The organism is Stenotrophomonas oahuensis, from assembly GCF_031834595.1.
Taxonomy (GTDB): domain Bacteria; phylum Pseudomonadota; class Gammaproteobacteria; order Xanthomonadales; family Xanthomonadaceae; genus Stenotrophomonas; species Stenotrophomonas oahuensis.
Genome location: NZ_CP115541.1, coordinates 4,148,562 through 4,167,633, shown reverse-complemented (window position 1 = coordinate 4,167,633; position 19,072 = coordinate 4,148,562). Strand labels below are relative to the sequence as shown.

At 67.3% G+C, this 19,072-nt stretch carries 14 protein-coding genes; 7 read left to right on the top strand and 7 right to left on the bottom strand.

The window, feature by feature from the left end; translation table 11 throughout:
- Positions 1-31 precede the first annotated feature (31 nt).
- The 4 genes from PDM29_RS18435 to atpC all read right to left on the bottom strand — a co-directional run bounded on the left by PDM29_RS18435 (position 32) and on the right by atpC (position 5,873).
- On the bottom strand, positions 32-1,072 hold the full coding sequence (locus tag PDM29_RS18435) for a ribonucleotide-diphosphate reductase subunit beta (protein WP_311191493.1): 1,041 nt from the start codon (positions 1,070-1,072) through the stop codon (positions 32-34).
- 63 nt (positions 1,073-1,135) lie between these two features.
- Positions 1,136-3,514 (bottom strand): ribonucleoside-diphosphate reductase subunit alpha, encoded by a 2,379-nt coding sequence (locus PDM29_RS18430; RefSeq protein WP_311191492.1) that lies wholly within the window; start codon positions 3,512-3,514, stop codon positions 1,136-1,138.
- 375 nt (positions 3,515-3,889) lie between these two features.
- Positions 3,890-5,395 (bottom strand): DASS family sodium-coupled anion symporter, encoded by a 1,506-nt coding sequence (locus PDM29_RS18425; RefSeq protein WP_311191491.1) that lies wholly within the window; start codon positions 5,393-5,395, stop codon positions 3,890-3,892.
- A gap of 31 nt (positions 5,396-5,426) precedes the next feature.
- Positions 5,427-5,873 (bottom strand): ATP synthase F1 subunit epsilon, encoded by a 447-nt coding sequence (gene atpC, locus PDM29_RS18420; protein ID WP_311191490.1) that lies wholly within the window; start codon positions 5,871-5,873, stop codon positions 5,427-5,429.
- A 142-nt stretch (positions 5,874-6,015) separates the two neighbouring features.
- On the opposite strand from atpC, the gene PDM29_RS18415 reads away from it, so the two are divergent.
- The 7 genes from PDM29_RS18415 to PDM29_RS18385 are packed head-to-tail and all read left to right on the top strand — an operon-like array spanning position 6,016 to position 15,597.
- Complete coding sequence (locus tag PDM29_RS18415; RefSeq protein WP_311191489.1) at positions 6,016-7,212, top strand: MFS transporter; 1,197 nt, start codon at positions 6,016-6,018, stop codon at positions 7,210-7,212.
- Positions 7,209-8,399, top strand: a complete 1,191-nt coding sequence (locus PDM29_RS18410; protein ID WP_311191488.1) for an isochorismate synthase — start codon at positions 7,209-7,211, stop codon at positions 8,397-8,399. The genes PDM29_RS18415 and PDM29_RS18410 overlap by 4 nt, the downstream gene beginning before the upstream one ends.
- On the top strand, positions 8,399-10,054 hold the full coding sequence (locus tag PDM29_RS18405) for a (2,3-dihydroxybenzoyl)adenylate synthase (protein ID WP_425508764.1): 1,656 nt from the start codon (positions 8,399-8,401) through the stop codon (positions 10,052-10,054). Before PDM29_RS18410 ends, PDM29_RS18405 begins: the two co-directional genes overlap by 1 nt.
- Positions 10,054-10,689: an isochorismatase family protein gene (locus tag PDM29_RS18400; protein WP_311191487.1), complete on the top strand. Its 636-nt coding sequence runs from the start codon at positions 10,054-10,056 to the stop codon at positions 10,687-10,689. The genes PDM29_RS18405 and PDM29_RS18400 overlap by 1 nt, the downstream gene beginning before the upstream one ends.
- Positions 10,686-10,943, top strand: coding sequence for a phosphopantetheine-binding protein (locus tag PDM29_RS18395; RefSeq protein ID WP_311191486.1), 258 nt, complete (start codon positions 10,686-10,688; stop codon positions 10,941-10,943). Before PDM29_RS18400 ends, PDM29_RS18395 begins: the two co-directional genes overlap by 4 nt.
- A complete protein-coding gene (locus tag PDM29_RS18390) occupies positions 10,940-14,839 on the top strand; it encodes an amino acid adenylation domain-containing protein (RefSeq protein ID WP_311191485.1) in 3,900 nt (1,299 codons plus the stop codon). Before PDM29_RS18395 ends, PDM29_RS18390 begins: the two co-directional genes overlap by 4 nt.
- Entirely contained in the window at positions 14,836-15,597 is a 762-nt protein-coding gene (locus PDM29_RS18385; RefSeq protein ID WP_311191484.1) for a 2,3-dihydro-2,3-dihydroxybenzoate dehydrogenase, read from the top strand. The genes PDM29_RS18390 and PDM29_RS18385 overlap by 4 nt, the downstream gene beginning before the upstream one ends.
- On the opposite strand, the gene PDM29_RS18380 is transcribed toward PDM29_RS18385, so the two are convergent.
- Genes PDM29_RS18380 through PDM29_RS18370 form a run of 3 tightly spaced genes read right to left on the bottom strand, consistent with a single transcriptional unit; the run spans position 15,594 to position 19,061 of the window.
- Positions 15,594-16,166, bottom strand: coding sequence for a DUF2894 domain-containing protein (locus PDM29_RS18380; protein WP_311191483.1), 573 nt, complete (start codon positions 16,164-16,166; stop codon positions 15,594-15,596). The two genes, PDM29_RS18385 and PDM29_RS18380, sit on opposite strands and share 4 nt — an antisense overlap.
- On the bottom strand, positions 16,156-16,815 hold the full coding sequence (locus PDM29_RS18375) for an OmpA family protein (RefSeq protein WP_311191482.1): 660 nt from the start codon (positions 16,813-16,815) through the stop codon (positions 16,156-16,158). The genes PDM29_RS18380 and PDM29_RS18375 overlap by 11 nt, the downstream gene beginning before the upstream one ends.
- Positions 16,812-19,061: a DUF802 domain-containing protein gene (locus PDM29_RS18370; protein ID WP_311191481.1), complete on the bottom strand. Its 2,250-nt coding sequence runs from the start codon at positions 19,059-19,061 to the stop codon at positions 16,812-16,814. Before PDM29_RS18370 ends, PDM29_RS18375 begins: the two co-directional genes overlap by 4 nt.
- Positions 19,062-19,072 lie beyond the last annotated feature (11 nt).

Sequence of the window (19,072 nt, the reverse complement as noted above, 5' to 3'; positions counted from 1 at the left end):
GCTGGCCGTCGATGCCACGCATGGCGTGGCACTACAGGTCGTCGAATCCGTTGTCCGAATTGGTCTTCTTGTAACTGGCGTTGCGCATCTCGAAGAAATCGGTCTTGGTCTCGGTGAAATTGTCCGCATACGCCTTGATCCACGGCATCACGTTGGCATTGGCGTCGCTGTACAGCTTGTCGATGCCCAGCATGCCGGCCATCTTGTTGGCGCGGTACTTCACGTAGCGGATCATCTCGTCCACATCGATGCCGTCGATGCCATCCAGCACCTCGCCGGTCCAGCGCGTTTCCAGCGCGATGGCGTGCTCGAACGCGTCGTGCACGTAGGCGGTGAGCTGGTCGCCCTGCAGTGCCTGGTTCTCGCCGATGATGGCGCGGATGAGTTCGCTGATGAACTTGGTGTGGGCCAGTTCGTCGCGGTTGATGAAGCTGATGATCTTGCCGGTGCCGGTCATCCGGTTCTGGCGCACCAGGTTGTAGAAGAAGGCAAAGCCGGAATAGAAGTTGATGCCTTCCAGGATGGACGACTGGATCAGCGAGCGGATCAACGTCTCGGCGGTCTTCTCGCGCATGAAGTCGTCGTACGATTCCATGATCGGCGCGTTGCGGGCCAGAATGGTGGGGTGCGTGCGGGCCAGTTCGAACACCCGGTTCTGGTCGGCCAGCCCGGCGATGGAGGCCAGCACGTAGCTGTAGCTCTCGTTATGGATGACTTCCTGCTGGCCGATGATCGCCGCATTGGCATGCGCGGCCGGGTCGGTGATGTATTCGGCCACGTTGTAGATGAAACGGGTCTGCGGCGAGTCCAGTGTGGCCAGCAGGCCGATGATGGAATCGTAGGCGTTCTTTTCCCGGGCAGAGAGCTCGCCGTACTGGCGCGCGTCGCCCTTCATGTCCACTTCGTCGGGAATCCAGAAGTTGGTCGAGAGTTCCTTGTACGCCCGGTAGAAGGACGGGTAGGGAATGTCGTTCCAGTTCAGGATGCCGCTGGTCCGGCCGTTGATGATGCCGGTGGAGCGGTTGGGGTGGCGCGGTTCGAGGATTTTGATGCGTTCGAGCGGGGTGGCCATGGGGTCTTTCCGTTGTGTATGGGGGCGGTTGGGGCGTGACGACCAACGGTCGTCACCCACCGGTCATGAACTGCACCATTCGCACTCGTCGATATCGATATCGTTCGACCGCACGTAATACGTGGTCTTGATCCCTTCCTTCCACGCGCTCATATGCAACGCCAACAACGTGCTCGCCCGGATCGTGCTCGGCACATACAGATTGAAACTGATCGCCTGGTCCACATGCCGCTGTCTCCGTGCGTTCTGACGAATGCTGGCGAACTGGTCCAGCCGGTACGCGCCCTTCTCGTAATACGGGTACGTCTCCAGCGACAACCCCGGTGCGGCCACCGGTCGGCGGAAGTCTTTCTTCTCCTCGTAATAGAACGCGCCATACACCGGATCAATGGACGCAGTGGAACCGGCAATCTGCGCGGTACTCATGTTCGGGGCCACCGCCATCAGCCAGCCATTGCGCAGCCCATGCACGCCGACCTGCGCGGCAAGTTCCTGCCAGGCCGGGCTGGTGTAGCCGCGCGCACGGAAGTACTCGCCGTTATGCCACTCGCTGCCAAGGAAGGCGCTGTAGCGACCCTTTTCCTGGGCCAGCTGCAGGCTGGCGCGGATCGCCAGGAAGTTGATCCGCTCATACAGGGCGTCGGCGTAATCCTCGGCACGCGGGTCATCCCAGGCGATCTGCTGCTGCGCCAGCAGGTGATGCCAGCCGAACGTGCCCAGGCCGATGGCGCGGTACTTTCGGTTGGTGACGGTGGCCTGCGGTACCGGCAGCTGATTGAGGTCGATCACGTTGTCGAGCATGCGCACCTGCACGCTGACCAGCCGCTCCAGCACGTCGTGGTCCAGCAGGTCCGGCGCGGCGATGACCGCACGGCCCAGGTTGATTGAGGACAGATTGCAGACCACGAAGTCGCCGGCCTGGCGGGTGGTGACGATCTGGTCGCCGCTGATCATTTCCTGCATCAGCCGGGTCGGGCTCATGTTCTGCAGGATCTCGGTACACAGGTTGCTGGAATAGATGTTGCCGGCGTGCTTGTTCGGGTTCTTCCGGTTCACTTCATCGCGGTAGAACATGAAGGGATTGCCGGTTTCCAGCTGGCTGACCATGATCCGCTTGAACAGATCGATGGCTTTCACCGTACGCCGGCTGATCCGTTCGTCGGCCACCACTTCGGCGTAGCGGGTGCGGAAGCTGCCCTGGCCGCGCTGCTCGTCGTGGAAGTCCTGCAGGTACCAGCCCTTGATCCGGTGCACTTCGTGCGGGTCGAACAGGTACCAGTCGCCGCGTCGTTCCACCGCTTCCATGAAGAGGTCGGGCAGGCACACCGAGGTGAACACGTCGTGCGCACGCAGGCGCTGGTCGCCGTTGTTCAGGCGTAGATCGAGGAAGGCCTCGATGTCGCGATGCCAGATGTCCAGATAGACCGCAATCGCGCCCTTGCGCTGGCCCAGCTGATCGACGCTGACCGCCGTGTTGTTGAGCTGTTTGATCCACGGCACCACGCCGCCGGACGAGTTGGCAACGCCCCGAATCGGCGCACCGGCCGAGCGCACATAGCCCAGGTAGGCACCCACGCCACCGCCGTGCTTGGACACGCGGGCGATGTCGGTGTTGGAGTCGTAGATGCCCTGCAGGCTGTCATCGACGGTGTCGATGAAGCAGGACGACAGCTGCCCACCGGTCTTGCCGGCGTTGGCCAGGGTCGGTGTGGCCACGGTCATGTACAGGTTGGACAGTGCCCAGTATGCCTCGCGCACCAGCAGCATGCGCCGGCGGCGCGAGCGCTCGCCGTGCAGGTGCTCGTGCTGCATCAGGTACAGCGCGATGGTCAGCCAGCGCTCTTGAGGCAGCTCGAACACGCCGCGTGAGTGGTCGGTGGCGAGGTAGCGCGTGGCCAGCAGGTACAGGCCGTTGTAGGCGAACAGCTTGTCGCGTTCCGGGTCGATCATGCGCCCGGCTTCTTCCAGTTCTTCCTTGGAGTAGGCCTTGAGGATGTCGATGGAATACACATTGCGGTCGGCCAGGCTTTCCTGCAGCCCCACGTAGGAGCCGTAACGCAGGGTGGCGTCATAGAAGCGGTTCTTGCTGGCGCGCTTGTACAGGCGGCGCAGGTACAGGCGCGCGGCGAAGTGCTCCCAGTCCGGCGCAACCAGGTCGATGCGGGATTCGGCCTCGCGCACCAGCAGGTCGACCAGGTCATCGGCGCTGAGCTGGGCGCGGCGGGTGATCAGGGCGAGCACGGCGCGCAGATAGTCGGCCAGGTCCAGCGCCGGGAACTCGGCATGCACCGCGCGCAGGCTGCGCTCCAGGCGCGCTGGCTCGAACGGCATGCGGCGGTTGCCGCCTTCCTTGGTGATCCACAGCGGGGCTTCGCCGGCCACGGTGCTTGGTTCCACTGCCGGCACGACGTCGGCGGGCAGGGTGTTGAATTCGTTGTTCATCGCAGTTCCATGCTGGTGGGTATCGACCGTTGGTCGATACGTCAGGTTTCAACCGTTGAGTGTCCAAACGGCGGTCATGGAGGCGGGCCCCGGCGGGGGCGGAAGGTCACGGCCGCAGCGGGGCGGTGACCAGAGGCGGGCTTCCAGGTGCCATGCGGAGAGAACCGGACCTGGCGGAAGCGGGGAGCCGATAAACACAACATAGTGTGGACGCGTCTCATCGTCAACATCATATGTAGTGTTGAGGGTGTGGCAACGTGACCGGTTGCCGCACCCCGATGCGTCGGTGTGCCGACCAACGGTCGGCACCTGCCACGTCAATCGGTCGGCACGTACCGTGTCATCCGGTAGGTACCGACCGTTGGTCGGTACATCTCACCAATGACCGAGGACCTTCCACCACGCGACGCCCACGGTCGCGAACACCAGCAACTCGAACACGCACATCACGAAGCCCACGCGCCACCACGTGCCGAGGGTGACGTAGCCGCTGCCGAAGATGATCGGCGAGGTGCCGGTGGCGTAGTGGGTGAGCGTCATCATGATCGCCGAGCCGGCGGTCATCATCAGCATGAAGGGAATCACGTAATCCGGCGGAATCAGCAGTGCGCCCACGCCCAGGAAGGCCAGCAGCATGGCGCTGATGTGCGCGGTGGTGCTGGCGAACAGGTAATGCGAGAACACGAAGGCCAGCACCAGCACGGCGGCAATGGCCTGCCAGCCCATGCCACTGGCGACGATGGCGTTCTTCATACCCTCCGAGAACCAGGTGATCACGCCGAGCTTGTTCAGCTGCTCGGCCATCATCACCAGGGCCCCGAACCAGATCAGCGTGTCCCAGGCGCTCTTTTCCGACAGCACGTCATCCCAGTCGATGGTGCCGGTGATGATCAGCAGGAACAGGCCCAGGAATGCGACCACGGTGGGGTCGAGGGTAAATGCGGGCCCGAAGATCATCGCCGGAATGTTGGCCCACAGCACCAGCAGCAGACCGAAGGTGCCCATCATCACCTTCTCCTTGCCGCTGAGCGGGCCCATCTGCTGCAGCTCACCCTTGGCGAAATCCACAGCGTTCGGGGTGTGCTTCAGTTCCGGCGGCGACAACAGGTACACCACCAGCGGCATCAGCAGCAGGCAGACCAGGCCAGGCAACAGCATGCACAGCGCCCAGGTGGTCCAGCTCAGGTGGAACTGCTGGTTGGTCGCCTTGGCCACGAAGTCCACCACCAGCGGGTTGGGTGCGGTGGCGGTGAGGAACATTGCGGAGGTGATCGGGTTGGCGTGGTAGTTCACCAGCGCCAGATAGGTGCCGACCTTGCCCTGGGTGCCCTTGGCCGGGTCCGACTCGAAGGCATTGGCGATCGAGCGCATGATCGGGTGCACGATGCCGCCGCCGCGCGCCGTATTGCTGGGCGTGAACGGGGCCAGCACCAGTTCACAGACCGTCAGCCCGTAACCGATGCCCACGGTGCGCTTGCCGAGCAGGGCGATGAACATCAGGCCGATGCGGCTGCCCAGCCCGGTCTTCTTCAAGCCGCGTGAGATCAGAATGGCGACCACGATCAGCCAGATCAGCGGGCTGGCGAAGCTGCTCAGCGCTTCGATGATGGCTCCTTTGGACGAGGTGGAGGTGACCTGCGATAGGGAGACGATGACGATGGCCATCATCGCCATCACCCCGATCGGCATCACCTTCAGGATGATCGCCACGATGGTGGTGAGAAAGATCGCCACCAGCCCCCACGCCTTGGGCGTCAGGCCCTCCGGGCAGGGCAGCAGCAACAGGGTGACCAGCACGGCGGTGGTGATCAGCGCCGGGACGAGGCGGAACGGTACAACGCTGTTGAAGTAGCGGAACAGGGCCTTGAGGGAGGCGAGCATGGCGGGGGTTCCAGAGGGCGCGGGGCCCGGATCAGCGTGGGGGTAACTGGCGCAGGTTCTGCAGCCGCTGCAGCATCAGTTCGGCGTGCAGCTTGGCGTAGCCGTCATCGGTGAAGTCCTGTGCCATCGGCGAACTGGCCGCCTCGCGGGCAGCATCGGCACGGGCCTTGTCCAGGTCCTCGCCGCGCAGGGCCAGGTCGGCCAGCACGATCACCTTGCCGGGCTGTACTTCGACGTAGCCGCCAGAGACATACACATGCAGCGGCGGTTCGCTGCCGGCGGGGAACACCGAAACCATGCCTTCGCGCAGGGTGCTCAGCAGCGGCGCGTGGCGGGCCATTACACCGAAGCGGCCTTCCGCGCCGGGCAGGCTGACTTCGCGGACTTCGCCGCTCCAGAGTTCGCCCATCAGGCTGATGATCTGCAGGTCGATGGCGTGGGCGTCGCCCAGTTGCGGGGGCAGGGGAGTGGAGTGCATGCAGCATCCTTGGGGGAGGAGTGGGTCCAGCCTACCGCCCCGGGCGTTGTCAGGGGTTGATCGACGTCAATGTGTGGAAGATTGGGGTGTGACGACAAATGAGAGCTGTTATCATTTGCGAATTGTTCGCTTGTGGTGTGTGATGCGCTCAACTCCCTCTGTTCCCGGCTTGCCTGCGCTGGTGTTCGCCGCCCTGGCGGGCACGATGGCGATGATGTCGTTCGTGGCGGTGGTGGGCCCGGTGGTGCGCCTGCTGGGGTTGTCCGAGTGGCATGCCGGCTTGTCGGTGACTGCGGCGGGGGTGTTATGGATGCTGTCAGCCCGGCGCTGGGGCGGTCTCAGCGACCGCATCGGGCGCAAGCGGGTGCTGCTGATCGCGCTGCTGGCCTACGCCCTGATCTATATCGTGATGGCGGTGTTCGTAGACACCGCGCTGCGGTCGCCGCCGGCGGTCTGGTTCTCGGTGCTGGCGCTGGTGGGCACGCGCGCCCTGGTGGGCCTGTTCTATGCTGCCGTGCCGCCAACTGCTGCTGCACTGGTCGCCGACGCGGCCCCGCCGGGTGAACGCGCCGGGGTGATGGCCAAGCTGGGCAGTGCCAACGCGCTGGGCATGGTGATCGGCCCGGCCGCGGCCGGATGGGTGGCGTACCAGAACCTGTCGCTGACCTTGTATGTGGCCGCGCTGCTGCCGCTGCTGGCATTGGGTGCTGTGGCCTGGGGGCTGCCTTCAGCACCCGCGCCAGCGGCCGCCGCCGACCGGCCACGCAGCACGCTGGCCTGGCACGACGCTCGGCTGCGCTTGCCGGTGCTGGCGGTGTTCCTGGCGATGATCTCGGTAACCATCGCGCAGGTGACGGTCGGCTTCTTCGCCATCGATCGGCTGCGGCTGAGCCCGGCCGACGGCGCGCGCATGGCCGGGCTGGCGCTGACCGCGGTCGGGGTGGGCTTGATCCTGGCGCAGATCGGGGTGATGAAACTCAAAGGCGTGCCGCCGCGGCGCTGGATCGCCGTGGGCGCGCTGATTTCCGGCATCGGCTTCGCATCGGTGGCCCTGGTACAGGCGCCGTGGCAGCTGCTGGCGACCTACGCGTTGGCCGCTTTTGGGATGGGCTTCGTGTTTCCGTCGTTCCAGGCACTGGCCGCTGATTCGGTGGACGCGCACGAGCAGGGGGCCGCCGCCGGTGCGGTGGCCTCCGTGCAGGGGTTCGGCATGGTGATCGGGCCGATGGTGGGGACACTGCTGTATCGGGTGATCCCTTCGTTACCTTACCTGTTGGTCGGCGTGCTGTTGCTGACGCTGTCCGTCGCTGCGGCACTGCATGCGAGGCGCGCGCCATGAGCGAGGCCCAGTACTTCTCCAGCGCAAACGAAGACATGTTCGGCGGTATTGCACTGGACGAGGCGGCACCAGGATTCCTGCTGCGCACCGGTACGCGCACGCTGGACGCCCGCGGCTGCCAAGCCATGCTGCCGGCAGGTGGCACCGCGACCTTGCACGAGCGGGTGAACGCCTTCTTCAATGCCGCGCCCGCCGGGCTGCCGCTGCTGGTAGGCGCGCTGCCGTTCGATCCAACCGGGTGGGATGTGCTGTATCAACCGGTTTCGTTGATGAACGCATTACCGTCAGGCGGCCACAGCACGCCGGCGTTTGTCGGCGACATCCGCAGCGAGCCGGCACCCGACGCGTATGCCCGCGCCGTGGAACACGCGCTGGACACGTTGAACAATCCCTATACGCCGCTGCGAAAAGTAGTGCTGGCACGCAGCCTGCACGTGAATGCCACCGCGCCGATCGACCCGCATGCCCTGGCGTTGCGGCTGGGCCAGGATGCCGGGGTGGCTCCGTTCGTCGCGGCGCTGCCGGGCGACCCGCGCCGGCCGCCGGCGTGGCTGGTGGGGGCCAGCCCGGAGCTGCTGGTGTCGCGGCAGGGGCTACGCGTGTGCTCGCATCCGCTGGCCGGTTCAGCGCGTCGCAGTGCTGATCCGGTCGAAGATGCGGCGGCGGCCGAAGCGCTGCTGGGCTCCGCCAAGGACCATGACGAGCACCGCTACGTGGTCGAGGCCATTGTTGAAGCGCTCACGCCGTGGTGCAGCGACATCCGCGCGCCCAAGGCACCGGAACTGCATTCCACCGCCAGCATGTGGCATCTGGGCACGCGTATTGAAGCGACCCTGCGCGACCCGACCACACCGGTGGCCGCGCTGGTGGCGGCACTGCATCCCACTCCGGCGGTGTGTGGCACGCCACGCGACGACGCGATGTACAGCATTCGCCGGCTGGAGCCGAATCCACGTGGTTTCTACGCCGGCGCAGTGGGTTGGATGGATGCTGACGGTGATGGCGAATGGTATGTGGCAATCCGCTGCGCACGCGTGCAGGGCGCGCAGGCGCAGGTGTTCGCGGGCGCGGGCATTGTGACCGGCTCGCAGCCTGAGTTCGAAGTTGCCGAAACGGCAGCGAAATTCACCGCAATGCTGAGCGCCCTGGGCGTCGGCCATGCGGCTTCAACGGAAAACGTTTCATGATGATGCACTCCAACGACGCGCATGCGCGCCTGCCATTGGCGCAGACCTGGCCAGCGGCCCGCGTCGCGCGCTATCGCGCGGCCGGCTACTGGCGGGGCGAAACCCTGCCGGGCCTGCTGCGCGCGCGCGCCGAGGCCCACCCCGATGACCTTGCGGTGATCGGCGGTGAGGTCCGGCTGACCTACGCGCAACTCTGGCAGTACGCCGGGCGTATCGGGGCCGGTCTGCTGGCGCGGGGGCTGCGCCCGGGCGACCGGGTGGTGGTGCAGCTGGGCAACACGGCCGATTTCATTGCGGTGGTGTTCGGGCTTTTCCGCGCCGGCCTGATTCCGGTGTATGCGCTGCCAGCGCATCGCTTCACCGAAGTGAGCCATGTGCTGGACAAGGCCCAGGCCAACGCCTACATCGCCAGTGCGCAGTACGAAGGCTTCGACTACCGCACACTGGCGCGTGAACTGCAGGCGGCACGTCCTGCGCTGCAGCACGTGCTGATCAGCGGTGACGGTGAGGAATTCACGAGTGTGGCATCGCTGGATGGCGACACGGCCACGCTGCCGCCCGACCCGGACCCGCAGTCGGTGGCATTCCTGCAGCTGTCCGGTGGCAGCACCGGCCTGTCCAAGCTGATTCCGCGCACCCACGACGACTATCTGTATTCGGTGCGGGCCAGCAACGAGATCTGCGCGATCAACCGCAGCACGGTGTACATGGTTGCGCTGCCGGCCGCACACAACTTCCCGATGAGTTCGCCCGGTTTCCTTGGCGCGCTGTATGCCGGCGCGCGGGTCGTGCTGAGCGCGGGGCCGGGTCCGGACGTGGCGTTCCCGCTTATCGCGCGCGAGCAGGTGACCTGCGTGGGGCTGGTGCCGCCGCTGGCGCTGCTGTGGGCGCAGGCGGCCCCGACCAGTGCACACGACCTGTCCAGCCTGAAGGTGATGCAGGTCGGCGGGGCCAAGCTGGTACCGGAAGCCGCGCGTCGCGTTGTGGATGGCCTGGGCTGCCAGCTGCAGCAGGTGTTCGGGATGGCGGAGGGGCTGGTCAACTACACCCGGCTGCATGATGCCGAAGACATCGTGCTGGGCACGCAGGGTCGGCCGATCTCGCCGGACGACGAAGTGCTTGTGCTGGACGACCACGGCCACCCGGTGGCGCCGGGCGAAGTGGGGCATCTGCTCACGCGCGGGCCATACACCATCGGGGCCTATCACAACGACCCCGGTGCGAATGCGCGCTCGTTCACCGAAGACGGCTTCTACCGCACCGGCGACCGCGTGCAGCAGTTGCCGGGTGGCTATCTGGTGGTGCAGGGGCGTGCTGGCGACCACATCAACCGGGCCGGCGAGAAGATTTCCGCCGAGGAAATCGAGGACCATCTGCTCGCCCACAGTGCTGTGTTCGATGCGGCGGTGGTGTCGATTCCGGACCCGTATCTGGGTGAACGCAGCTGTGCCTTCGTGATTGCCCAAGGGGAAGCGCCCACTGCCGCCCAGCTCAAGGCGTGGGTACGCGGGCGGGGCGTTGCCGCGTTCAAGGTGCCCGACCAGGTGGTGTTCGTGCCGGCGTTCGGCACCACCGCCGTCGGCAAGATCAGTCGTCGCGAGCTGCGTGCGCAGCTGCGCGACCATCATCTGCAACAGACTGGAGAACCGCGCTGATGGCGCTGCCGAAGATTGCTCCCTATCCGCTGCCCGTTGCAGCAGAACTGCCTGCGCCTCGCGGACCGTGGACACTGCAGGCCGACCGCGCTGCACTGCTGGTGCATGACATGCAGCAGTATTTCCTGGCCGCGTTCGCCGCCGATGCCAGCCCGCTGGCCCCGGCCATTGCCAACATCGCACGCCTGCTGCAGCACTGCCGCCAGCGCGGCATTCCGGTGTTCTACACCGCGCAGCGCGGCAACCAGGACCGTCGCGACCGTGGGCTGCAGGCTGACCTGTGGGGTCCTGGCATGCAGGCCATTGCCGAGCACGAAACCATCATCGACGCGCTGGCTCCTGCGGCCGGCGACCACGTGCTGGTGAAGCACCGCTACAGCGCGTTCCAGCGCAGCAACCTGGAAACGATGATGCGGGCACGTGGCCGCGACCAGCTGCTGGTGACCGGGGTGTATGCGCACATCGGCTGTACCGCCACGGTGAGCGAAGCGTTCCAACGGGATATCGAAGCGTTCATTGCCGCCGATGCGGTGGCGGATTTCTCGCGCGCCGACCACGACCTGGCGCTGCACTGGATCGCCCGCACCACCGGCGTGCCGTTGACTACCGATACCCTGCTGGAGCAGCTGGCATGACCACCGACACCACGCCGCTCACGCTCGAGCGCATGCGCGCCGACATTGCTGGCATGCTCGGCGAAACGCCCGATGTGGTGGGCGACGATGAGCATCTGATGGACCTGGGACTGGATTCCATGCGCGTGCTGGGACTGGTGCTGGCCTGGGGTAACACCGGCATTCCGCTTGAGTTCGGTCATCTGGCCGAACACACCACGCTGCGCGCGTGGTGGAACGTGGTGCAGCGCCTGCAGGGCCTCACCCCGGCATGAGCGGGCATGCGGTCGCTGCAGCCGAGGAGGTGCTGCGCCGGTATGCCTTGAGCGAGGCACAGACCGGTCTGTGGTACGCGCAGCGACTGGCGACGGCACCGGCCGCGTTCAATACCGCCCACGCAGTGTGGTTCGACGGTGCGTTGGATATCGGCCGTTTCGTGTCCGCAGCGGACCAGATGGCCATGGAAGCCAGTGCGCTGGCGCTGCGCTTTGCCGAGAGCGCCGATGGCCTGCCGGAGCAGTGGTTGGACCCTGCGCACGTGCCGCGACTGCAGGTCATCGACCTGTCCAGCGCAGCGGATCCGGCGCAGGCAGCACGCGACGCCATGGACCACGACCGGCTGAGCCCGGTGGACCCACAGCGTGACCGCATCGCCCAGCAGCGCCTGTTCGTGCTCGGGCCGCAACGGCACGTCTGGTACCTGCGGGTGCATCATCTGGCCACCGACGGCTACGGCATGGCGCTGCTGGGGGAGCGGCTCTGCGCGCTGTATGCCGGGGAAGCGGCACAGGCGGCTCTTCAGCCGTGGGAACCGGTACTGGACGAGGACATCACCTACCGCAGCAGCGAGCGTCGCAGCGCCGATGCGGCGTGGTGGCACAGCTACATGTCTGGTGCGGTACCGGCCGAGGCTGGCAGCGCGTCCCCGCCAGCAGCAGATGCGTTGCGCGGCGTCTGGCCGGTGCCGGCGACCCTGTGCACCGCACTGCACACCGCTGCCGCGCAGATCGGCCAGCCGTGGCCGGACCTGCTGACCGCACTGGTGGCGGCCTACTGCCAGCGCATGACCGCACAGGACGAAGCGGTGCTGGGCGTGCCGAGCATGGGGCGGCTGGGCAGCGCCTCGGCGCGGGTGCCGACCATGGTGATGAACGTGTTGCCGGTGCGCACGCGCGCACGCGATGAGGACAGCGTGGAGGCGTACCTGCGCGAGACCGTGCGTGACCTGGTGCGTGGACGTCGACATGGCCGCTACCGGGGAGAGCAGCTGCGTCGCGACCTGGGCTGGGTTGGTCGTCAGCATCGCCTGCACGGCCCGCTGGTGAACGTGCAGCCGTTCTATCGGCCGTTGCCGTGGCAGGGGTCCACGGCGACGTTGGAGATTCTGGGCACCGGGCCGGTGGACGAGGTCACCTTCGGCTTCCGTGGTGATGCTGTGAACAGCCTCCAACTGGAGATCGAAGCGAACCCGGCCCTGTTCGACCGCACCGCGATGGCGGCGCACGCCGCGCGCCTACCGCATTTCGTGGCACAGGCGCTGCGCGTGCTGGGCGAGGGTGGCTGCATGGGGGACATCCCGCTGGCCACACCGGACGAGGAGCAGCACTGGCTGCATGCGGTCAACGCGACCGCGTATCCGGTCGAAGATGTTTCGCTGACGGCGTTGTTGCTGGCGCAGATGCACGCCACGCCGGACGCCATCGCGCTGGAGTTCGAGGGCGAATCGCTCAGCTATGCGGCGCTGGAGGCACGCAGCCGGGCGCTGGCGCTGCAACTGCGCGCGTGCGGTGTGGCGCGTGAGAGCCGCGTGGTGGTGGCGCTGCCGCGTTCGCTGTCGTTGCTGGTGGCATTGGTGGCGGTGCTGCGTGCGGGTGCGGCTTACCTGCCGTTGGATCTGGCGCATCCAGATGCGCGGCTGCGTCGGGTGCTGGAGATCGGCCGGCCGGTCTGCGTGCTTGCCGAGTCAGAACACGCAGCGCGCTTCGGCGGCCTGCCGGTGTTGACGCCCGCGGACTGGTCGGAGCAGGCGTCGGACGTGCTGGATGACAGCGCGCAGCCTGATGATGCGGCCTATGTGATCTTCACCTCCGGCTCCACCGGTGAACCCAAGGGCGTGCTGGTGGAGCACCGCGCCATCGTCAACCGTCTGCAGTGGATGCGACATCACTACGGCTTCGGAGCCGCCGAGCGCGTGCTGCAGAAGACGCCGGCGACCTTCGATGTGTCGGTGTGGGAATTCTTCCTGCCGCTGATCAGTGGCGGCACGCTCGTGATCGCAGCCCCGGATGTCCATCGCGACCCGCAGGCGCTGGCGCAGCTGATCCGCACCGCCCGGATCAGCACGGTGCATTTCGTGCCGTCGATGCTGGACGCGTTTCTGGCGGTACCGGAATCCCAAGGGCTGACGCTGCGTCAGGTGTTCACCAGTGGCGAAGCGCTGGACGCGGCGCTGCGTGATCGTTTCCATGCGCGCATGCAGGCCCAGCTGCACAACCTGTATGGCCCCACCGAGGCGGCCGTGGATGTGAGCTGGTGGCCGGCCGGTGCCGAGGACACTTCGCAGCCGGTACCGATCGGCTACCCGGTCTGGAACACGCGCCTGTATGTGCTGGATGCGCAGCTGCACGCGGTGCCCGACGGCGTGCCCGGGGACCTGTATCTGGGCGGGGTGCAGCTGGCCCGCGGTTACCTGGGGCGCGATGACCTGACCGCCGAACGCTTCATCGCCGACCCGCATGTGCCCGGTGCGCGGATGTACCGGACCGGCGACCGGGCGCGCTGGCGTCGCGACGGTGCCGTGGAGTACCTGGGGCGCAGCGACCACCAGGTGAAGCTGCGCGGCCTGCGTATCGAGCTGGGAGAAATCGAGGCCGCGCTGCGTGCGGTTCCGGCGGTAGACCGGGTGGCGGTATTGCTGCGCGAGACGATGCTGGTGGCCTATGTCTCCGGCACATCGGTGGACGCAACGACACTGCGTCAGCACGCGGTGCAGCACCTGCCGGATTACATGGTGCCGTCGGCCTTCTTGAGCGTTGACCACTGGCCTGTCACCGCGAATGGGAAGCTGGATCGTGATGCGCTGCCTGCACCGCCGATGCAGGCGGTGGCAGGGCGTGCCCCGGCCACGGAAAGCGAACGGGTGCTGGCGCGGTTGTTCGCGCAGGTGCTGGCGTTGTCCGCCCCGGTGGATGCCGATGCGGACTTCTTCGCGCTGGGCGGTGATTCGCTGAGTGCGGTGCGGCTGCTGCTGGAGATCCAGCAGCACTGGGCGCAGGACCCGGGTCTCGGCAGTGTTTTCGAGCACCCCACGGTGGCTGCGCTGGCCGCGCGTCTGGATGCGCCGGCGGTCGAGACCAATCACGGTCTGGGGCCGCTGATCACCCTGGCCCAGGGCGATACGGACACGGCACCGCTGTTCGTGATCCATCCGGCCGGCGGCATCGCCTGGAACTATCGCGAGCTGGCCAATGCGCTTCAGCCCGCACGCGCGGTTTTCGGCCTGCAGTCACCGGCGCTTGATCCCGCCGCGCCACTGCCGCACAGCATTGAGGCGCTGGCGGCGCAGTACGCCGCGCGCATCGTCGAACGACAGCCGGAAGGGCCGGTGCATCTGCTTGGCTGGTCGGTCGGCGGCATCATCGCCCAGGCCATTGCGGTGCATCTGCACACGCACGGCCGCGCGGTGGGGGCACTGGTTCTGCTGGATGCCTATCCCAGCGAATGCTGGCGGGCAGAGCCCGAACCCGACCCGGTGGCCGCATTGCGGGCGCTGCTGGCGATTGCCGGTTACGACCCGGACGGTCATCCGGAGCTGGACAGTCGCGAGCGCATCGTGAACTTCCTGCGTCGCGGTGACAGTGCGCTTGGCCATCTGCCGGACGCGGTGCTCGACGGCGTGGTGCGCGCGGTGACCGGCACGAACCGGCTGATCCGCGAGCATCATCATCGTCGCTTCGATGGAGCCCTCACGCATGTACGTGCGGCACGTGACCATGTGCAGCGTCCGCAGCTGCAGTCGTCGCTGTGGCAGGCGCACGCGGCACGCGTGGCGTCGATGCCGCTGCCCTTCCTGCACAGCGAACTGACCGGACGCGATGCGGTGGCCCAGCTGGCTCCGTGGTTGTCACGGCATCTTTCCGATTTCGATTCAGACAAGGATTCCACGGCATGAAACTGACCGGATTCGACGGCACCGTGACGCTGGTGACCGGTGCGGCAGGCGGCATTGGCGCGGCACTGGTGCAGCTGCTGCTGGACAGCGGTGCGGTGGTGGTGGCGACCGATCGTGAAGCGCCGGTGCGGACGGCCCATCCACGTCTGCACCTGCATGCGCTGGATGTCAGCGACGCCGCGGCCGTCGATGCGCGCGTGCACGCTGTGGAGGCCGAGCTCGGCCCCATTGGCTTCGGGGTCAACGTGGCCGGTGTGCTGCAGGTGGGTGAAGTGACCGGCATCAGCGATGCGCAGTGGCGCAGCGTGTTCGCGGTCAACACCGATGGCGTGTTCCACCTGGGGCGGGCGCTGGCGCGGGTGATGACGCCACGGCGGCGTGGGGCCATCGTCACGGTCAGCTCGAATGCGGCCGGCGTGCCGCGCCATGGCATGGCGGCCTATGCGGCCTCCAAGGCGGCTGCCACCATGTTCACCCGCTGCCTGGGACTGGAACTGGCACCGCATGGCATCCGCTGCAACATCGTGGCGCCGGGGTCGACGCTGACGCCGATGCAGACCGGCATGTGGGCGGATGATCAGGGCGCGCAGCGCGTCATTGCCGGCACGCCGGAGACCTTCAAGGCGGGTATTCCACTGGGCAAGCTGGCCAACCCCGAAGACGTGGCGCAGGCGGTGATGTTCCTGCTGTCCGACCAGGCCGGCCACATCGCCATGAGCGACCTTTACGTGGACGGCGGCGCGACCCTGCGCGGCTAGCGCGCGGTACGGCGGCGCGGTTTCGCGCCCGGCGCGGCGCTGTCGCGGCTGGGCAGGGTGCCGCGCTGCTGCAGCGTGTCCAGCCAGGCGAGGTTGTCCACGTACGCGAGGAAATGCTGCAGGTAACCGGGTGATACCTCGCCCATCCAGCCCAGCGTGCGGTGCACCAGCATGCTGGAATTCAGCGGCCCGCTGTCGCTGGGGGCTTCCTGGGCCAGGGTCTGGCGAACCTGGCTTTCGGTGCGCAGGCTGGCCCACATCGAACGGAATTCGGCCAATGCCGGCAGCTGCGGGTAGTCGGCGTTGCGCGGCGCGGGCAGGTCGCTCAGGGTAACGGCCGGTCGCGCCGTTGCGTCAGCCGTCGCGGGCTGCGATTCAATGCGTGCCGCATAGGCGTCCAGCAGCACCTGCATGCGGGCATCCAGCACCCGCCGCAGCGCGCCGTCGTGGGCGTGGGCACGCTGCTGCAACGCTTCGAGGAACGCGAAATGCACCGGGTCGATACGGTCGTGTCCCTGCGTGCGCCAGCGCTGCAACTGCGCTGGCGTGGCGTGGCCGTCAGCGGCCATCGGTGCCGTGGTCCGCGGCGTCGGTTGCCTTGGGACGCGGAATCGGGGCCATTTCCACGCGGCGATTGCGCGAGCGGCCTTCTTCGCTGCTGTTGCTGTCCACCGGCTGTTCGGCACCAAAGGCAGCCGCAAACACCGAGCCTGCCGGCACCCCTTCGGTGATCAGCGCACGGGTCACGGTCAGCGAGCGCTGCGCGGACAGTTCCCAGTTATCGGCGAACTGGCGGTTGGTATCGCGCACCGGCTGGTCGTCAGTAAAGCCGCTGACCATCAGGATTTCCTCGCGCGAGGCCAGGTAACCGGCCAGTGGCGCGGCCAGGCTCTTCAGCAGCTCGCGGCCTTCCGGCTGCAGCTGGTCGGAGTTCAGTGCGAACAGCACGCTGCCGCGGATGCCGATGCGGCCATCCACCAACGTGACCCGGCCCGCCGCCAGCGGACCGGCCAGGGCCTGCTCCAGGGTCTGGCGGCGCTTGGCTTCGGCCTCGCGCTGGGCCACTTCCTGGTCCAAACGCTGCGAAAGCTCCAGCTGGATCGCGACCACGCCGACCAGAATCAGCACGAACGCGCCGAGCAGCACCGACATCAGGTCGCCGAACGCGGCCCACACCGGGGTGCTGGTTTCGCCGTCGAGTTCGATCTCCTCGCTCATGCGGTGGCGGCCCCGGCGTTGCGGCAACGTCCGGCCAGCTGCTGCAGTTCTTCAATGATCTGCTGCTGCGACAGCACGCTCAGGTCGACCACTTCACGTGCCTGGGCGACGTAGTAGGCCAGCTGCTCATCACTGCGCGTCATCGATGCGTCGAGCGCGCCGGCCACCTGCTGCAGCTGTTCGCCCAGCCCCGTGCTGGCGCTGCCGAAGCTGTGCATGGCGCTGCCGAAGGCTTCGGCCAGGCTGGCCACTTCGACCACGCTGCCGCTGACCTGCGCCGCCGCGTGCTCCAGCTTGCCGGCTTCGCTGCTGATCTGTTCGCCAAAGCGGGTGCCGACGCGTTCCAGCAGCTCGGCCGAGGTGCTGACCAGCGCGTCCACGGCGGTGCGCTGTTCGGTGCTGGCGTGATTGACCGCGTCCAGCAGGGTTTCCAGCGTGCCCAGCAGGCGCGTGCGTTCTTCCAGCATGGCGGTGTCGCGGACCATGCTGTCGGACAGCTTCTGGCGCAGTTCGGCGACCACGTCGGCGGCGGCCTTCGGTGCTTCCGATGCCAGGGTCACCAGACGCGAGATCTCGGCAATGGTTTCGCGCGCGTGATCCTGCGCCTGGGTGCCTATCTGGTGCGCGGTGCTGGCCAGCGTCTCGCAGACCGCCTGCTGGCTGGCCGCGACCTGCGCACCATTGGTTTCCCACTGCTGGCCCAGCTGTTCGGACAGGCGGGCGAATGCGTCGCGCCAGGTGTCCAGACGCTGCGCATCGCGCGCTTCCAGGGTGTCCTGCAGGCCGGTGTGGGCCGATTGCAGGCCATCCACCAGGGCGCGGGCGTGGCTGTCGAAGCTGGCGGTGGCGCTGACCAGGGCCTGCTGGTTGCGCTCGGCCAGTTCGGCGTTGACGCTCTGCTGGCTGGCCAGGGTGTCACGCCACGCCTGTGCCGAGGTGTCGGCGCTGGACTGCATGTGCGCGGCCAGGGCATCCACCAGCGCGGTGGCGTGAGCGTTCTGCTCGGACTGTGTGGTGTGCAGTGCCTCGCGCAGTTGTTCGATCAGCGCGGCATGGGTCTGCTGCTGGACCTGCTGCGCGTTGTTCCACTGCGCGGCGGTGTCGTCCAGGCGCGCGGCCACCGCGTCGAGAAGCTGGCGGCTGTGCTCGCCCTGGGCAGTGCTGAAGCCTTCCAGCGTGCTGCGCAGGTCGCCGGCGAGCTGGGCATGGGCCTGCTGCTGGTCGCGAAGGGCGCTGCTCCAGGTCTCGCGGGTGTGGGTCTGGCTCTGTTCGAAACCGCTGCTGAGTGCGCCCAGCTGCGCCTGCACCGCATCGCGCACGCTGTGCTGCAGCTGCGTGCTCTGCTCGCTCAGCCCCGCCAGGGTCTGCGCCATCAGCGGCTGCAGCGCTTCGCCGACGGCACGCGCGCTCTGCGCCACGCCGTCCTGCAGGGTCTGCTGCAGGGCGCTGGCCAGTTGCTGCTGGCTCCGCTCGGCCGACTGATGGAACGACTGCTGGCTGCTGAGCAGGCGCTCGCCGGTGCTGCCGCTGTGCTGCTTGATCGCGGTGCTCACTGCTTCCAGCCGCTCCACCAGGGCCGGCAGCAGTCCGGCCTGGGCCTGCAGCAGGCGGAAAGTTTCAGCGCGCTGCCAGCTCTGCGAATGCACGTGCAGGGTGGTGGCAATGCGGGTGTCGAGCTGCTGCACCACGCCCAGGCGCTCGCGGCGGCTCAGTGCCGACAGCAGGCCGAGCATGGCCGAGGTGGCAACACCGGCGATGGAGGTGCCGAAGGCGACGGCCAGGCCCTCGACCGGTGCGCCAAGCGAGCCACGGATGGCCTGCAGGTCGGTGGCGCTTTCCAGCGCCAGGCCGGTGCCGCGCAGGGTGGCCATCATGCCGAGCAGAGTGCCGAGCATGCCCAGCAGAACCAGCAGCCCGACCAGATAGGGGGTGAGGGTGGGCGCGGGCAGGGCGGTGCGCTCGCCTTCGACGCGCAGGCGGACCGCGTTGCGCAGGGTGGCGGGCACCTGCTGCAGCCACTCGGCGAGGTTGACCGGGGCAGTCTCGGCAGCGGCGACGGCCTGCTCCAGGGCGGCGGTGTCGGCGCGGTAGCGACGCAGTTCGAGCGCACCGGCGACGTAGCCAGCGGCGATCACCAGGGCGACGCCAACGCCAACGGCGTTATGGCCGATGTAGCCGGCCCCGATCCAGCACACGGCCAGCAGGCCGGCGAGGAAGACAACAAGATGAAGAGCGGTTCTGGACATAGGGGCTACGG

Coding starts and splice junctions, on each gene's coding strand:
- PDM29_RS18435 (WP_311191493.1), bottom strand. CDS start 1,072: ATGGCCACCCCGCTCGAACGCATCAAAATCCTCGAACCGCGCCACCCC.
- PDM29_RS18430 (WP_311191492.1), bottom strand. CDS start 3,514: ATGAACAACGAATTCAACACCCTGCCCGCCGACGTCGTGCCGGCAGTG.
- PDM29_RS18425 (WP_311191491.1), bottom strand. CDS start 5,395: ATGCTCGCCTCCCTCAAGGCCCTGTTCCGCTACTTCAACAGCGTTGTA.
- atpC (WP_311191490.1), bottom strand. CDS start 5,873: ATGCACTCCACTCCCCTGCCCCCGCAACTGGGCGACGCCCACGCCATC.
- PDM29_RS18415 (WP_311191489.1), top strand. CDS start 6,016: ATGCGCTCAACTCCCTCTGTTCCCGGCTTGCCTGCGCTGGTGTTCGCC.
- PDM29_RS18410 (WP_311191488.1), top strand. CDS start 7,209: ATGAGCGAGGCCCAGTACTTCTCCAGCGCAAACGAAGACATGTTCGGC.
- PDM29_RS18405 (WP_425508764.1), top strand. CDS start 8,399: ATGATGCACTCCAACGACGCGCATGCGCGCCTGCCATTGGCGCAGACC.
- PDM29_RS18400 (WP_311191487.1), top strand. CDS start 10,054: ATGGCGCTGCCGAAGATTGCTCCCTATCCGCTGCCCGTTGCAGCAGAA.
- PDM29_RS18395 (WP_311191486.1), top strand. CDS start 10,686: ATGACCACCGACACCACGCCGCTCACGCTCGAGCGCATGCGCGCCGAC.
- PDM29_RS18390 (WP_311191485.1), top strand. CDS start 10,940: ATGAGCGGGCATGCGGTCGCTGCAGCCGAGGAGGTGCTGCGCCGGTAT.
- PDM29_RS18385 (WP_311191484.1), top strand. CDS start 14,836: ATGAAACTGACCGGATTCGACGGCACCGTGACGCTGGTGACCGGTGCG.
- PDM29_RS18380 (WP_311191483.1), bottom strand. CDS start 16,166: ATGGCCGCTGACGGCCACGCCACGCCAGCGCAGTTGCAGCGCTGGCGC.
- PDM29_RS18375 (WP_311191482.1), bottom strand. CDS start 16,815: ATGAGCGAGGAGATCGAACTCGACGGCGAAACCAGCACCCCGGTGTGG.
- PDM29_RS18370 (WP_311191481.1), bottom strand. CDS start 19,061: ATGTCCAGAACCGCTCTTCATCTTGTTGTCTTCCTCGCCGGCCTGCTG.